The sequence below is a fragment of the Streptomyces sp. NPDC041068 genome (assembly GCF_040647455.1).
In the GTDB taxonomy this organism is placed as follows: domain Bacteria; phylum Actinomycetota; class Actinomycetes; order Streptomycetales; family Streptomycetaceae; genus Streptomyces.
Map to the genome: position 1 here is coordinate 83989 of NZ_JBEZCG010000015.1, position 14145 is coordinate 98133.

At 70.1% G+C, this 14145-nt stretch carries 14 protein-coding genes and 1 tRNA gene; 4 read left to right on the forward strand and 11 right to left on the reverse strand.

The window, feature by feature from the left end; all coding sequences use genetic code 11:
- Positions 1-259 precede the first annotated feature (259 nt).
- Positions 260-1318 (reverse strand): anthranilate phosphoribosyltransferase, encoded by a 1059-nt coding sequence (trpD, locus tag AB0B50_RS31370; protein WP_362339177.1) that lies wholly within the window; start codon positions 1316-1318, stop codon positions 260-262.
- Between the two features lie 119 nt (positions 1319-1437).
- Between trpD and AB0B50_RS31375 the strand changes: the two genes are divergently transcribed.
- Positions 1438-2826, forward strand: a complete 1389-nt coding sequence (locus AB0B50_RS31375; protein ID WP_362339178.1) for a PLP-dependent aminotransferase family protein — start codon at positions 1438-1440, stop codon at positions 2824-2826.
- Here the strand turns inward: AB0B50_RS31375 and AB0B50_RS31380 are convergent.
- Positions 2813-3409 carry an aminodeoxychorismate/anthranilate synthase component II gene (locus AB0B50_RS31380; protein ID WP_362339316.1) on the reverse strand — a complete coding sequence of 199 codons (597 nt, stop codon included), beginning with the start codon at positions 3407-3409 and terminating at the stop codon, positions 2813-2815. The genes AB0B50_RS31375 and AB0B50_RS31380 overlap by 14 nt on opposite strands.
- Before the next feature lie 29 nt (positions 3410-3438).
- Entirely contained in the window at positions 3439-4947 is a 1509-nt protein-coding gene (locus tag AB0B50_RS31385) for an anthranilate synthase component I family protein (RefSeq protein ID WP_362339179.1), read from the reverse strand.
- Between the two features lie 265 nt (positions 4948-5212).
- Between AB0B50_RS31385 and AB0B50_RS31390 the strand changes: the two genes are divergently transcribed.
- The gene (locus AB0B50_RS31390) at positions 5213-6601 is read left to right on the forward strand and encodes a class II 3-deoxy-7-phosphoheptulonate synthase (RefSeq protein ID WP_362339180.1); all 1389 of its coding nucleotides are present in this window, start codon (positions 5213-5215) and stop codon (positions 6599-6601) included.
- Here the strand turns inward: AB0B50_RS31390 and AB0B50_RS31395 are convergent.
- Positions 6581-7315 (reverse strand): alpha/beta fold hydrolase, encoded by a 735-nt coding sequence (locus tag AB0B50_RS31395; protein WP_362339181.1) that lies wholly within the window; start codon positions 7313-7315, stop codon positions 6581-6583. The two genes, AB0B50_RS31390 and AB0B50_RS31395, sit on opposite strands and share 21 nt — an antisense overlap.
- Positions 7316-7409: 94 nt before the next feature.
- Positions 7410-8000: a TetR/AcrR family transcriptional regulator gene (locus AB0B50_RS31400; RefSeq protein WP_362339182.1), complete on the reverse strand. Its 591-nt coding sequence runs from the start codon at positions 7998-8000 to the stop codon at positions 7410-7412.
- Between the two features lie 138 nt (positions 8001-8138).
- On the opposite strand from AB0B50_RS31400, the gene AB0B50_RS31405 reads away from it, so the two are divergent.
- Complete coding sequence (locus tag AB0B50_RS31405; RefSeq protein WP_362339183.1) at positions 8139-9176, forward strand: acyl-CoA desaturase; 1038 nt, start codon at positions 8139-8141, stop codon at positions 9174-9176.
- A gap of 65 nt (positions 9177-9241) precedes the next feature.
- On the opposite strand, the gene AB0B50_RS31410 is transcribed toward AB0B50_RS31405, so the two are convergent.
- The 6 genes from AB0B50_RS31410 to ehuB all read right to left on the reverse strand — a co-directional run bounded on the left by AB0B50_RS31410 (position 9242) and on the right by ehuB (position 13461).
- Positions 9242-9315, reverse strand: a tRNA-Lys gene (locus tag AB0B50_RS31410).
- A gap of 122 nt (positions 9316-9437) precedes the next feature.
- Positions 9438-10202, reverse strand: coding sequence for an IclR family transcriptional regulator C-terminal domain-containing protein (locus AB0B50_RS31415; RefSeq protein ID WP_362339184.1), 765 nt, complete (start codon positions 10200-10202; stop codon positions 9438-9440).
- Between the two features lie 200 nt (positions 10203-10402).
- A complete protein-coding gene (ehuA, locus tag AB0B50_RS31420; RefSeq protein ID WP_362339185.1) occupies positions 10403-11218 on the reverse strand; it encodes an ectoine/hydroxyectoine ABC transporter ATP-binding protein EhuA in 816 nt (271 codons plus the stop codon).
- Positions 11208-11825, reverse strand: coding sequence for an ectoine/hydroxyectoine ABC transporter permease subunit EhuD (gene ehuD, locus AB0B50_RS31425; RefSeq protein WP_362339317.1), 618 nt, complete (start codon positions 11823-11825; stop codon positions 11208-11210). The genes ehuA and ehuD overlap by 11 nt, the downstream gene beginning before the upstream one ends.
- 44 nt (positions 11826-11869) lie before the next feature.
- On the reverse strand, positions 11870-12610 hold the full coding sequence (gene ehuC, locus AB0B50_RS31430; RefSeq protein WP_362339186.1) for an ectoine/hydroxyectoine ABC transporter permease subunit EhuC: 741 nt from the start codon (positions 12608-12610) through the stop codon (positions 11870-11872).
- Complete coding sequence (gene ehuB / locus AB0B50_RS31435) at positions 12607-13461, reverse strand: ectoine/hydroxyectoine ABC transporter substrate-binding protein EhuB (protein WP_362339318.1); 855 nt, start codon at positions 13459-13461, stop codon at positions 12607-12609. Before ehuB ends, ehuC begins: the two co-directional genes overlap by 4 nt.
- Positions 13462-13639: 178 nt before the next feature.
- On the opposite strand from ehuB, the gene AB0B50_RS31440 reads away from it, so the two are divergent.
- Positions 13640-14140, forward strand: a complete 501-nt coding sequence (locus AB0B50_RS31440; RefSeq protein ID WP_362339187.1) for a DUF3830 family protein — start codon at positions 13640-13642, stop codon at positions 14138-14140.
- Positions 14141-14145 lie beyond the last annotated feature (5 nt).

The following is a 14145-nucleotide window of genomic DNA, read 5'->3' on the forward strand; positions in this document are numbered from 1 at the left end:
CTCTGGTGGCGGTCCCGTGGGTGCGGGGTTGTTGCCGGGGCCGCAGGGCGGGCCGACGCAGGCCGGTTCGACCCAGGCCCGCTCAACCGCCCTGCGCGTGCTTGACGGTGGCGGTGGCCCGGTGTTCGAGCCTGGTCGGCGAGGTTTCGGAGTCGTTGGTTTCGTGGGCCGGTTCCGCTCTGGTGGCGGTCCCGTGGGTGCGGGGTTGTTGCCGGGGCCGCAGGGCGGGCCGACGCAGGCCGGTTCGACCCAGGCCCGCTCAACCGCCCTGCGTGTGCTTGACGGTGACCGCGGCCCAGCGTTCGAGCACGTCGGCCGTGGCGCCCGAGTCGATGGCGTCGGCGGCCCGCTCCACCCCGGCCGCGATCCGCTCGGTGACGGGCCGCTCGCTGGGCTCCAGGGCCGCGAGCCCGGCCGCCGCCGACAGCAGCACGGCGTCCCGCACGGGACCCCTGGCCCCGGCGAACACCTCGTGCGCCACCCGCGCGTTGTGGGCGCGGTCCCCGCCCCGCAGCGCGGCGGCGGGCGCGTGGTCGATGCCGATGTCCCGCGGGTCGAACGACTCGGTGCGCACCTCGCCCCCGACGACCGACCAGACCGTGGAGGTAGTGGTGACCGTCAGCTCGTCCATCCCGTCGTCGCCGCGGAAGACCAGCGCCGAAACGCCGCGCCGGGCGAGCACCCCCGCGAGCAGCGGCGCCTGGCGCCGGTCCGCGACTCCGACCGCCTGTGCGGTGGGCTTTGCCGGATTCGCCAGTGGGCCCAGCAGATTGAAGGCGGTGCGGATGCCGAGGTCGCGGCGCGGCCCCGCCGCGTGCCGCATCGCCGGATGGAACGCCGGGGCGAAGCAGAAGGTGATGCCGGTCTCCTCGGCGACCGAGGCGACCTGCTCGGGCTCCAGGGTCAGCGCAACGCCCAGCTCCTCGAGGACGTCGGCGGAGCCGCAGGCCGAGGACGCGGAGCGGTTGCCGTGCTTGATCACCCGGGCGCCCGCGGCGGCCGCCACGACCGCCGACATCGTGGAGACGTTGACGCTGTTCGAGCCGTCGCCGCCGGTCCCGACGATGTCCACCGCGGGGCCCGGCACATCGAGCGGCACGGCGTGCAGGTACATGGCGCGCACCATGCCCTCGATCTCGTCGACGGTCTCGCCCTTGGCACGCAGCGCCACCAGGAGACCGGCCAGCTTGGCGGCCCCGGCGCTGCCCGACATCACCTGGTCCATCGCCCAGGCCGTGTCGTGAGCGGTCAGATCTCTGCGTTCCAGCAGTGAGTTGAGCAGTTGCGGCCAGGTACGACCCTGCGGCTCGGCAGTCACGGGGACTCTCCTCGAAAGGCGCAAGCGGACGTTTCGCCGACCAGTCTGTAAACGGCGGCACGTCCTTTCCAGACCACTGTCCGGTGACCGGTACGGACCACTTCAGAAAGGATGGGCCGGTGGCCCTGCACATGGCGGTCGAGGTGGTCAGGGATTCCACGGATTCCCTGACGTCACAGATCCAGGAATTCATCAAGAGGGAGATATCCGAGGGGATTCTCCACCCCGGCACGCGGCTGCCGTCCAGCCGCCGGCTCGCGGGCGACCTCGACGTCTCGCGCAGCGTGGTCGTGGAGGCGTACGGACAACTCGTCGCCGAGGGCTATCTGGAGGCGGCCCAGGGCGCGGGCACCAGGGTGGTGGGCCACCTGGAGGACAAGCCCGTCGTGCCCGCCCTCCTCGACGAGGGACAGGTGCCGCAGGTCCGCTGGGACCTGCGCCCCGGCGGCAGCAACGTCCCCGACTTCCCGCGTCGCGAATGGCTGCGCTGCTACCAACAAGCCCTGCATGTGGCGGAGTTGTCCCACCACGACTACCCGCCGCTGGCCGGTGAGCCCGCGCTGCGCCGCGAACTCACCTCGTATCTGGGCAGGTTGAGAGGGGTACGGACCACCCCGGAGCACATCATGGTGGTGGGCGGCTTCGCGCAGGCGCTCGGGCTGCTCTGCCCCGTCCTGCGGCGCCTGGGCATCGACGCGCTCGCCATCGAGGACCCGGGCCACCCGGGCCAGCGCCAGTTCGTCCGCGAGAGCGGGCTGCGGGCGGTGCCCGTCCCGGTCGACGACGAGGGCATCGACGTCGATGCCCTTGCCGCGTCCGGGGCGCGCGCCGTCCTGGTCACCCCCGCCCACCAGTTCCCCACCGGCGTCACCCTGTCCGCACAGCGCCGCGAGGCCCTGGCCCGCTGGGCCGAGGACGTCGACGGCTGGGTGATCGAGGACGACTACGACGGCGGCCTCTGGTACGAACGAGGCGTCAGGCCCCTTGCGTTGCAGCGCACGATGCCCGACCGCGTCGTCTACGCGGGCACCGCGAGCAAGTCCCTCTCGCCGGGCCTGCGCCTGGGCTGGATCGCGGCCCCGGAGCCGATGCTCGACCTGCTCCTACGGGCCCGCGCCCGGCACGACCTCGGCACCGAGCACCTCACCCAGCTGGCCTTCGCCGAACTCCTGAGCACCGGCCTGTTCGACCGCCATCTGCGGCGCCTCAACTCCCTTGCCCGCAGCCGCAGGCAGGCCCTGGACGAGGCGGTGCGCAGACATCTGCCCGGCGCCACGGTGCTCGGCCCGGGAGCCGGGCTGCACGCCTACGTCCAGCTGCCCCGGCGGGCCGACGAGGGGGCGCTCGTGGCCGGGGCGCTGCGCCGCTCCGTCCTGGTGCGCGGGGCCGCGGCGTTCCACGCCCGACCGCGCGGGGACGCCCCGGCCCTGGTGGTGGGCCACGCCCATCTGCCGCGCTCCGGGGTGACCGAGGCCGTCCGCGCGCTCGGCGCGGTCAGGCGTTGGTGAGCCCCGCCCGTGAACGCGCCGCGGAGGTGAGGAAGTTGCGCATCATGTCGAGCCCGCCCGTGGTGGTGATGGACTCGGGGTGGAACTGCACCGACTCGATGGGCAGCGTGCGGTGCCGCAGCCCCATCACATAGCCGTGGTCGGTGGCGACCGCGGTGGTGACCAGCTCGTCGGGGAGCGGCTCGGCCACGATCAGCGAGTGGTAGCGGGTGACTTCGAGGGTGTTGCCGAGCCCCTGGAAGAGCCCCTCGCCGTCGTGCGTGACCACGCTGGTCCGGCCGTGCATCACCTGGTCGGCCACCTCGATCCGGCCGCCGTGGGCCAGCGCGACGGCCTGGTGCCCCAGGCACACGCCGAGCAGCGGCACCTGCCCGGCGAACCGGTGCACCAGCTCGACGTGACCGGACTCGGCAGGGTGGCCGGGACCCGGGCCGAGCACCACCGCGTCGGGGCGCGAAGCGGCAAGGTCGTCGGGGGAGCGGGTCAGGGACCGCACGACCTCGGTGCGCGCCCCCAGGGTGCGCAGGTACTGGTCGATGATGTGCACAAAGCTGTCGTACGCGTCGATCAGCAGGACCTTCATGTCCGGTACGCCCTTCGGTTCGGCGGTGGTCACGGCAGCAGCTCCTCACCGGTGAGCGCCCAGTAGGCGGCCCCCATCTTGGCGAGGGTCTCCCGCCACTCGGCAGCGGGTTCCGACTGGGCGACCATGCCCGCCGAACTCTGGGTGGAGTACGTGCTCCCGTCGTACTCGATCGTGCGGATGCACAGCGCGAGCTCGCTCCAGCCGCGTACGTCGACGAGCCCCACGGCACCCGCGTAGCTCCCGCGCCGCTGCTCCTCCAGGCCGTCGATGATCTCCATGGCGCGGACCTTGGGCGCCCCGGTCATCGTCCCCGCGGGGAAGGTCGCGCGGACCGCGTCCCAGGCCCCCACGTCCTCCTGGAGCAGCCCTGAGACGGAGGAGACGAGGTGGAAGACGTGGCTGAAGCTCTCCACCGCCATCAGCCGGTCGACGGGCTGGGTGCTGGGCCGTGTCACCCGGCCGATGTCGTTGCGGCACAGGTCGACCAGCATGATGTGCTCGGCCTGCTCCTTGGTGCTCTCCCGCATCTCCTTGATGCGGCGCTGGTTCTCCTCCTCGTCGGGGCCGCGCCGCGTGGTGCCCGCGATGGGCCGCATCTCGATCGTGTCGCCCTCGATGCGGAAGAACAGCTCGGGGCTCGCGCCGATCAGCGTGCTGCCCGCGCGGGGCATCAGATACATGTACGGAGACGGATTGCGGCCCCGCAGCCTGCGGTACACCTCGACGGGCGTCAGCGGGGTCTCCACGTCGATGCGGTGGCCGATCTGGATCTGGTAGATGTCCCCGACCCTGATGTGCTCCAGGCAGCGGTCGGCCCAGTCCAGGAAGGTCTCCCGGCTCACGCTGTCGCGCACCGACAGGGGGGTGGGCGCCTCGGGAACGGCGGGCGCCTGCGCGGGCGCCTCGGCGGCCCGCCGGGCAAGGCCTGCCACGTCCACCGGCGCGGGGGCCTGTGCGAACGCGTCGCTGTCAGCGCTGAGTTGACGTATGACACCCGTGTTCAGGTCGTACCAGACCGTGTCACGGAAGAGCGTGAGCGTGATGTCGGGACCGCGCGGCTCCTTGGTGCGCTCGGGCAACTCCTCCATGTGCCAGGCGGATTCGTACGCGAACGTGGTCAGGAAGCCGAAGGCGTACGAGGCCGGGGGGACGCGGGTGTCCACGTCGAACAGCCGCTGTGCGTCGGCAAGGAGGCCCCACATCTGGTCGGGCCCCGTGAAGCGCAGTCCGTGCGCGCCGGGGTCCGCGCAGGCGTCCTCGGTCATGCCGAGCGCGGCGGCCGCCCGCGCCAGGGCCGGGGCGAGGGGCCCGGTGCCGTCGATCTCCACGCGCCCGTCGAAGACCCTGATCTCGGCGAGCCGGCCCGCGCCGACCACGGCCGAGCGGCGGTCCTGGTCGGCGCCGTCCACGCTCTCGAAGAGGAAGACGTCCCGATCCGGGAGCAGCTCCCGCAGGTGCACGTACAGGTCGAGGGGATCGTGGCGCGGCAGCTCGGTATCGGTGACCACGACACCGATCGTGTTCGTTCCCGGCATGGTGAACTCCCTGTGAATTCGGTGCCGTTGACAGAAACGGCCGATTCGATCCGTTCGGCCGTGATCAGCAAATCAGCGGGCGCGTCGGCGGTGCCAGACCAATCCGTGTCCCCGGATGCGGACCACTCCGGATTCGCTTGACCGAGGCGGACTCCTTGGATTGAGCTGGTGCACATCCAACTCGGCGACAAGAGCCGGGCGTTGCACATCTCGCGCACCTTTCAGAGCTCTTCCTCCCTGTCCGCCGCCCGCACGGAAGGCAGCAATGAGAATCAGCAAGAGGGAACCCGAAGCGAAGAATGACGCCGCCGATTCCTGGCGCGAGTTTCCCGCGGCACAACAGCCCGAATGGCCCGACCCGGCCGAACTGCGCGAGGTGGCGGCCCAGTTGTCTGCCCTGCCGCCCCTGGTCTTCGCGGCCGAATGCGACCTGCTGCGCCGCAGGATGGCGGCGGTGGCGCGCGGCGAGGCCGTCCTCCTCCAGGGCGGCGACTGCGCGGAGACCTTCGCGCGCACGACGGCCGACGCCATCCGCGGCAAGCTCAAGACCCTCCTGCAGATGGCCGTCGTCCTCACCCACGCCACCGCCCTGCCGGTGGTGAAGGTCGGCCGGATGGCCGGCCAGTACGCCAAGCCGCGCTCCAGCTCCGAGGAGCGCAGGGGCGATCTCGTGCTGCCCTCCTACCGGGGCGACGCGGTGAACGGCCTGGAGTTCACCGCGGCATCGAGGCGGCCCGACGCGGGTCGCCTGCGCAAGATGTACGAGTCGTCGGCGACCACGCTCAACCTCGTCCGCGCCCTGACCACCGGCGGCTTCGCCGACCTGCGCCAGGTGCACGCCTGGAACCAGGGCTTCGTCGCGGACTCCCGGGCCGGTGAGCGTTACGAGATGCTGGCCCGTGAGCTCGATCGCAGCCTGGCCTTCATGCGCGCGTGCGGCGTCGACACCCGGGAGCTCGGCACCGCCGAGTTCTTCGTCAGCCACGAGGGCCTGCTGCTGGACTACGAATCGGCCCTGACCCGCGTCGACTCCGACTCCGGCCGGGCCTACGCCACCAGCGGCCATCTGCTGTGGATCGGCGAGCGCACCCGTGACCTGGACGGCGCGCACGTCGAGTACTTCTCCCGCGTGGCCAACCCCATCGCGGTCAAGCTCGGCCCCGCCACCAGGCCCGACGACGTCCTGGCCCTGCTTGAGCGGCTCGACCCGGACCGCGAGGCGGGGCGGCTGACCTTCGTGGTCAGGGCGGGCGCCGACAAGATCCGCGATCTGCTGCCCACGCTGGTGGAGAAGGTCAACGCCGAGGGCGCGCAGGTCTGCTGGGTCAGCGACCCGATGCACGGCAACACGATCACCGCGGCGAGCGGCCACAAGACGCGCAGGTTCGACGCGATCCTGGACGAGGTGCGCGGCTTCGTCGAGGTCCACCACGAACTGGGCAGCCACCCCGGCGGCATCCATGTCGAGCTCACCGGGGACGACGTCACCGAGTGCGTCGGCGGCGGCAACGCGATCCTGCCCGAGGACCTGCACCAGCGCTACGAGACGGCCTGCGACCCCCGCCTCAACCACACGCAGTCCCTGGACCTGGCCTTCCTGCTGGCCGAGATGTACCGCGAGAACGCGGGCCGGTCAGGCGGAGTCGCCCACTGACTCCGTGATGACGTCGAAGGGCGGCTGCTCGGCGAGGTAGAAGTGACCGCCGGGCACCGTCCGCATCCGGAAGGCGCCGCGGGTCGCCTCGCCCCAGGCGGCCGCCTGCTCGGCGCTCACCCGGGGGTCCTCCTCGCCGACGACGGCGGTGACGGGGGTCGACAGCGGGCCCCGCTCGGACCGGTCGTAGGAGGCGAGCATCCGGAAGTCGGCCTTGATGTAGGGCATCACCAGATCGAGAAAGGCCCGGTTCTCCAGGAGTTCGGCGTCCGTACCGCCCAATTCGAGCAGGAGCTCGGCCACCGCCTCGTCGTCCCATGTGCTCTCCGCGTCGGGATCGGGCCGCGTCAAATGCGGCGCCCGCGCCCCGGAGGCGAAGAAATGACTGAGTTCATGTCCCTCGTCCTCCAGCGCGGCGCAGACCTCATAGGCGATGAACGCCCCCATGCTGTGCCCGAAGAGAGCGGTGGGCCGGCCGTCGGCCATCAATTCCTTTACGGAGACGGCGATATGACGCGCCATGCTCAGGATGTCGGTGGCGGGGGATTCGGTGATTCTCTCCGCACGCCCGGGATAGCACACCGTGTGCACCTCGAATCCGGTGAGCGCCTTGGCCCAGCCACGGAAGAAATAGGGCGACCCTCCGGCGTGCGGGAAACAGATCACCCGCTGCGCCGCGAACGGCCGCGGTTCGGCGCACTGCAACCAGACCATCCTGCCCCCAAGCCCCCGGAGTCCTGCAAGTACCGCACCCAGGTTCGAGGGCCTTGCTGACAGCGGCCTGACAGTGTCGTCGGGACGTGGTCCGTCAGGACGGTTCGAACCCGTCGAAGAGCGTGTCGAGCAGGGCGTCGACGTACGCGGGTGTCACCGACTCCGTTGTCACCAGGCAGCGGTAGTAGAGCGGGCCGTAGAGCACGTCCTGGGCGAGCGCCAGGTCGAGCCCGGGTGCGAGCTGACCCTGCTCCTGGGCCGTCCGCAGCCGGTCGATCGTCTGTTGCTCGATGGGCAGCAGGAACCGTTCGTACAGGGCCTGCTTCACCGCGGGGTCGCGCTGGGCCTCCCCGATCAGGGCGGCGTACAGCGGACCGAACGGCGGCTTCCCGAGGAAGTCGGACCCGGCGAGGATCTGCTCGCGCAGGTCCGCCCTGACGTCCCCCGTCTCCGGGAAGCGCAGCGCGGGACCCACCGCGGCCTCCATGGCGTCGAGGAAGACGGCGCCCTTCGACGGCCACCGGCGGTAGATCGTGTGCTTGCCCACGCCGGCGCGGGAGGCGATGCCCTCGATGCTGAGCTTCGCGTACCCGACCTCCTGGGCGAGGGCGAGCGCGGCCTGCAGGACGGCGTCGGTGCGCCCGGGGTCCTTGCGGTCCGCGGGAGCGTTGCGTGAATCGGCCATGGACCCACCGTACCCGGCACGGCACGTGCCGTATTGACAGAAGACAGCCCGCGTCCCCAGACTTGCGCACGGTTTGGCACGGCACGTGCCGTGCCGCTCCGCTCCAGGTTCCTGAGAGTGCCCGATCGAGGAGTTCACATGTCCCGTAGCGCAGTCGCGCCGCGCCCGCAGACAGCCGCCGGCAGCGACTTCGCCCAGCTCAGCCGCCGGATGGCCCGGGAGGGGTTACTCGACCGCCGCCCCGTCTACTACACGGTGCGCTGCACGCTGGTGCTGCTGGCCTTCGCGGGGACCTGGTACGCGCTGTTCGCGCTCGGCGACAGCTGGCTGCAGCTCGGCGTCGCGGCGCTGCTCTCGGTCGTCCTCGCCCAGCTGGCGCTGATGTGCCACGACCTCGCCCACCGCCAGGTGTTCAGCCGCAGGGCACCCAGCGAGATCGGCGGCCGGATCGCGGGCAACCTCCTGATGGGGATGAGCTATGGCTGGTGGATGAACAAGCACACCCGCCACCACGCCAACCCCAACCACGAGGAGCGCGACCCGGACGTGGCCCCCGAGATCCTGGTGTGGTCCCAGCGCCAGGCCGAGCAGGCGAAGGGCCTGCCGCGCTTCATCTGCCGACGCCAGGCCTACCTCTTCTTTCCGCTGCTGCTCCTGGAGGGCCTGAACCTCAGCTTCAACAGCTTCCGCGCCCTGGGCAGCCCGACGATGAAGCGCCCGTTCCTGGAGGGCGCCCTGCTGGTCGCCCACTTCGTCGGCTACTTCTGGGCCGTCTTCGCCGCGCTGCCGCCCGGCAAGGCCGTCGCCTTCATCGCGGTGAACCAGGCGGTGCTCGGCGTCTACATGGGCTGTGTCTTCGCCCCGAACCACAAGGGCATGCTGATGGTCACGCCCGAGATGGACCTCGACTTCCTCCGGCGCCAGGTGCTGACCTCGCGCAACGTGCGCAGCGGCCCCCTCGTGAACGTGGCCATGGGCGGCCTGAACTTCCAGATAGAGCACCATCTGTTCCCGAGCATGCCCACCCCCGCGCTGACGCGTGCCGCGGAGATCACCAAGGAGTTCTGCGCGGAGAAGGGCGTCTCCTACTACGAGACGGGGCTCCTGGAGTCGTACCGCGAGGCCCTCACCCACATGAACCGGGTCGGCGCCCCCGTCCGCGAGGGCGCGGCCTGACCCGGGCCGGCGACCCCGGGAACGCAAGAAGCCCCTCGCTTGCGCGAGGGGCTTCTCACTGTCTGTGCGCCGCCAGGGACTCGAACCCCGGACCCGCTGATTAAGAGTCAGCTGCTCTAACCAACTGAGCTAGCGGCGCTTGCTGACGAGTAAATAGTACCTGGTCCCGGGGGGTGCCCTTGACCACGGCTGAGTCGCGCCCCCCCCGAAGGGGGCGCGGGGAACTGCGCGACAAGCCACACACAGCCCGCAGGCGAAAAACTAGATCGCGAGGGACAGCAGCACAGGCGCCGCCCCACGATTCAACGTATCCGCCGCTTCGCGCAGCCGATGCGCATGCTCCACCGGCAGGGAAAGCGCGAGGCACCCCACCGCGGCCCCCGCGGTGATCGGCACCGCCGCACACACCGTGCCGACCGCGTACTCCTGGAGATCCAGCATCGGCACCGTCGCGGGCTGCGCGGCGAGACGATTCAGCAGGACCCGCTCGTTCGTGATCGTCTGCGAGGTGAGGCGAGCCATCTTGTGCCGGGAGAGGTGATCCCTGCGGCCGTTCACGTCGAGCTGGGTCAGCAGGCTCTTGCCGACCGCGCTGGCGTGGGCGGAGGAGCGGAAGTCCACCCATTCGTTGACCGCGGGGGTGCGGGGGCCTGCCGCCACGTCGGTGATGCGGACCTCGCCGTCCAGATAGCGGCTGATGTAGACAGCGGCGCCGATCGAGTCGCGCAGGCCGTCCAGGGTGCGCTGGAGCTTCTCGCGCAGGGCCTCGGCGTGGTGCTCGGCCGAGCCGAGGCGGCTGAGGGATTCCCCGGTGACGTAGGCGCCCGCGCCGTCGGCGAGCTGCTCGACGTACCCCTCCTGGCGCAGCATGCGCAGCAGCGGGGTCAGCTGGGTGGCGGGGAGCCGGGTCTCGCGGGCGAGCTCCGCCGCGGTCACTCCGGTGCCGTGCCGGGCGACGATTTCGAGCACCCGCAGGGCGCTCTGTACGGAGTGGTGCGGCGCGGTCGCCTCGTGCTTCAACGCCACGGCTTCCCCCTGCGTGGAACGGTTCCGGACAGCTGGGCTCTGTCCCACGATAACCGCCAAGTGGCGCATTCGGAGCGGCTGTTGGGGAGATTGGCGGCGCGCTCCGGCCCTGTCAACAGGAACGCGCCACTCTGGCATATGCCCAGGTCATGCCCCGGGCCGCGGACCTGCCCCGCGGCCCCGGGCGTGACGGCATCCGGTCACAGCACCGCGCTGAGGAACTCCCGCGTCCGGTCGTGCTCGGGCTCGGTGAAGATCTTCTCCGCCGTCCCGGACTCGATGACCCGGCCCGAGTCGAACATCAACACTTGGTCCGAAATGTCACGGGCGAAGTTCATCTCGTGGGTCACGCAGAGCATCGTGATGTCCGTGGTGTGCGCGATGTCGCGGAGCACGTCGAGGACCCCCGCGACCAGTTCGGGGTCGAGCGCGGACGTCACCTCGTCGAGGAGCAGGACCTGCGGCCGCATCGCGAGCGCCCGCGCGATCGCGACGCGCTGCTGCTGGCCGCCGGAGAGCTGCGTCGGGTAGGCGTCGCACTTGTCGCCGAGCCCGACCAGGTCGAGCAGCTCGCGCGCCCGCACCTCCGCCTCGTCCTTGGACAGGCCGAGGACGGTGACCGGCGCCTCCATGATGTTGCGCAGGACCTTCATGTTCGGGAAGAGGTTGAACTGCTGGAAGACCATCCCGATGTTCTTGCGGACCTCGCGGACGTGCTTCTCGCCGGCCGGGACGAGCTTGCCGTTCTTCTCCTGGTGGGTCAGGTACTCGCCGCCCACCTTGATCGTGCCCTCGTCCGGTTTGAGCAGCGTCATCAGCAGGCGCAGGATCGTCGTCTTGCCGGAGCCGGACGGGCCGATCAGCGTGACGTGCTTGCCCGAGGCCACGGAGAAGTCGAGCTCGTCGAGGACCGTGTTGGACCCGAAGCGCTTGACGACCTTGTCGAAGCGGATCAGCTCGCTGCCGTCCACCGCCGGGTTCGGCTGGTCCTTGGAGAGGTTGGTGTCAGTGGACAAGACGGCGCTCCAGGGCTCGGAGGAGGAGGGAGGACGGATAGGCGATGAGGATGAAGGCGATGCCGACGACGGTCAGGGCCTCGGTGTACTGGAAGGTCTCCGCGGCCTGCAGACGGGCGCGCTGCAGCAGCTCCAGGACGCTGATGGCCGAGAGCAGCGGGGTGTCCTTCAGCATCGCGATGACGTAGTTGCCGAGGGCGGGCACCACGCGGCGGATCGCCTGCGGCAGGATCACCGCGGTCCAGGTGCGCCGGTAGGGCAGGCTCAGCGCGGTCGCCGCCTCCCACTGGCCCGCGGGCACGGCCTCGATGCCCGCGCGGTAGACCTGCGCGGTGTACGTCGAGTAGTGCAGGCCGATCGCGACGATGCCGGTGGTCAGCGCGGAGAACTGGATGCCCCATTCCGGCAGCACGAAGAACAGGAAGAACAGCTGGACCACGAGCGGGGTGTTGCGGATGAACTCGGTGACGATCCCCACCGGCCAGCGGACGAAGCGGGTCGGCGCGCGGAACGCCAGCGCCCACACCAGGCCGAGCGAGAAGGAGATCAGCGAGCCGAGGGCGAGGATCTGCAGGGTGGTGAGCAGGCCCTCCCAGAAGTGCGGCATGAAGTCCGCGACGGCACCCCAGTCCCACTTGTCGGTTCCGTTGTTCACGAGGAGACACCCCCGCCCAGCGGGGCGACTTCCTTGGCCGTCTGACGGTTGCCGAGCCTGCGCATGATGCCGGTGCCCTTCTCGGGCCGCTGCCCGATGCCCGCCTTGGCCTTGCGCTCGATGGCGCGCATGCCGCGGGTGAGTACGAACGCGATCACGAAGTAGATGACCAGGGTGATCGAGTAGATCTGCGCGCTCTCCGTGGTCGCGAGCCGCACCAGATAGGCGGCGAAGGACACGTCACCGATGCCGAGCAGCGAGACCAGGGCGGTGCCCTTGAGCAGCTCGATCAGCAGGTTCGAGAACGGCGGGATCATCTCGGGCACCGCCTGCGGCAGCAGGATCAGCCGCATCCGCTGCCACGGCGTGAAGCTCAGCGCGACCCCCGCCTCGCGCTGGGCGGGCGTCACCGCGTTCAGGGCGCCTCGCACGATCTCGGCGCCGTACGCGCCGTAGGAGAGTCCGAGTGCGAGCACGGCCGCCCACATCGGGACCAGCGCCCAGCCCACCAGCTGCGGCAGGACGAAGAAGATCCAGAACATCAGGACCAGCGACGAGGTGCCGCGGAAGACCTCGGTGTAGAAGCCCGCGAGGAAGCGCACGAAGCGCGAGTGATGGGTGCGGGCGATGCCGATGCCGAAGGCGACGACGGTCGCGAGGGCCGCGCTGTAGAGCGTCAGCTGGATGGTGATCCAGATGCCGGGTATGACCCAGTGTTCCCACAGTCCCGCTGTCATTTGCACAGCTCCTCTGCGGTCAGCGTGGTCATTTCGGCCTTGGTGAAGCCGAACGGCTCGAGGATCCGGAAGAGCTCGCCGCTCTTCTTCATCTTGTGGATCTCCACGTTGAAGGCGTCCCGCATCTTGGTGTCGGTGGGCCGGAACGTGAAGCCGCCGCCGTCGATCTGCTTCTCGCCGTCGATGACCGTCGCGAACGGCTTGGTGGCCTCGGCCTTCTTGCTCTTGCGGACCACGTCACGGCTGGTCAGCGCGGTGCCGGCGAAGACGTCGATGCGGCCGGACTCGACGGCGTTCATGCCCGCGACCGGGTCCTGGAGGATGGCGACCTCGCTGCGCTTGTAGCCCGCCGCGATGGCGTACTCGATCTCCGCGTAGGCGGGCCCGGTGGCTATCCTCGCCTTCTGCTCGAAGGCGTCCTCGTAGTTGTGGATGTTCTTCGGGTTGCCCTTGGGGACGATGAACGAGTCCAGCATCTGGTACTCGGGGTCGGAGAAGATGACCGTCTGGCACCGGTCCTTGTTGATGTACATCCCCGCCGACACCACGTCGAACTGCTGCGTCGTCAGGCCCGGGATGAGCGAGCTGAAGTCGGTGGCGACGGGCTGCACGTTGTCGACGCCCAGGCGCTTGAAGATCACCTTGGCGAGCTCCACCGCCTCGCCCGTGAACTTCCCGTCCTCGTCGATGTAGCCGTACGGCGCCTCGCCCGCGATGCCGAGCCGCACCGTGCCCTGCGACTTCAGGCGCGCCAGGGTGTCACCCGTGGGCACCCTGCTGCAGCCCGCCGCGCCCAGGGCGCCGACGGCACCGATCGCGGCCGCGCCCGTCAGCAGGGATCGTCGGCGTATCCCCGCGCGTCTCCCTGTGTGTCCTCTTTCGGACTTTTCTGTCCCGTTGCTCTCTGTGTCTTTCCTCAGTGGTGGAGCCATGGCCGCGCGGCTACCCGACTCGACACGAGATATGCCGGTGAATTCAGGCCCCTGATGCAATCGTTGTGCCCTTGACCCAGGGAGGAGCATGGGACACATGGCAGAGCGATTCATCGAAGTCTCCCTCGCCAAGCGGGGAGTTCAGTGCACGGCAAAGCTGCTCGACGACCGGGCTCCGGTGACCTGCGCGGCGGTGTGGGAGGCACTGCCGCTCGGCTCGGACGTCTATCACGCGAAGTATGCGCGCAATGAGATCTATGCCCTCTTTCCTGCTTTCGCGGACCGCGAGCCGCCCCTGGAGAATCCGACCGTCACCCCCATCCCGGGAGATCTCTGTTATTTCTCCTTCTCCGGTACGGAATTGGGGACACAGGCGTACGGCTACGAACCCGCGGCCGATGTGAAGGCGGGCACCACCGTCGTCGACCTGGCCCTCTTCTACGAACGGAACAACCTGCTCCTCAACGGCGACGTGGGCTGGGTCCCCGGCATCGTCTGGGGCCAGATCGTCGAAGGCCTCGACCGCATGGCCGAGGCCTGCAACGACCTGTGGCGCGCGGGCGCACAGGGGGAGACGCTGAACTTCCGTCGCGCGTAGCGCGG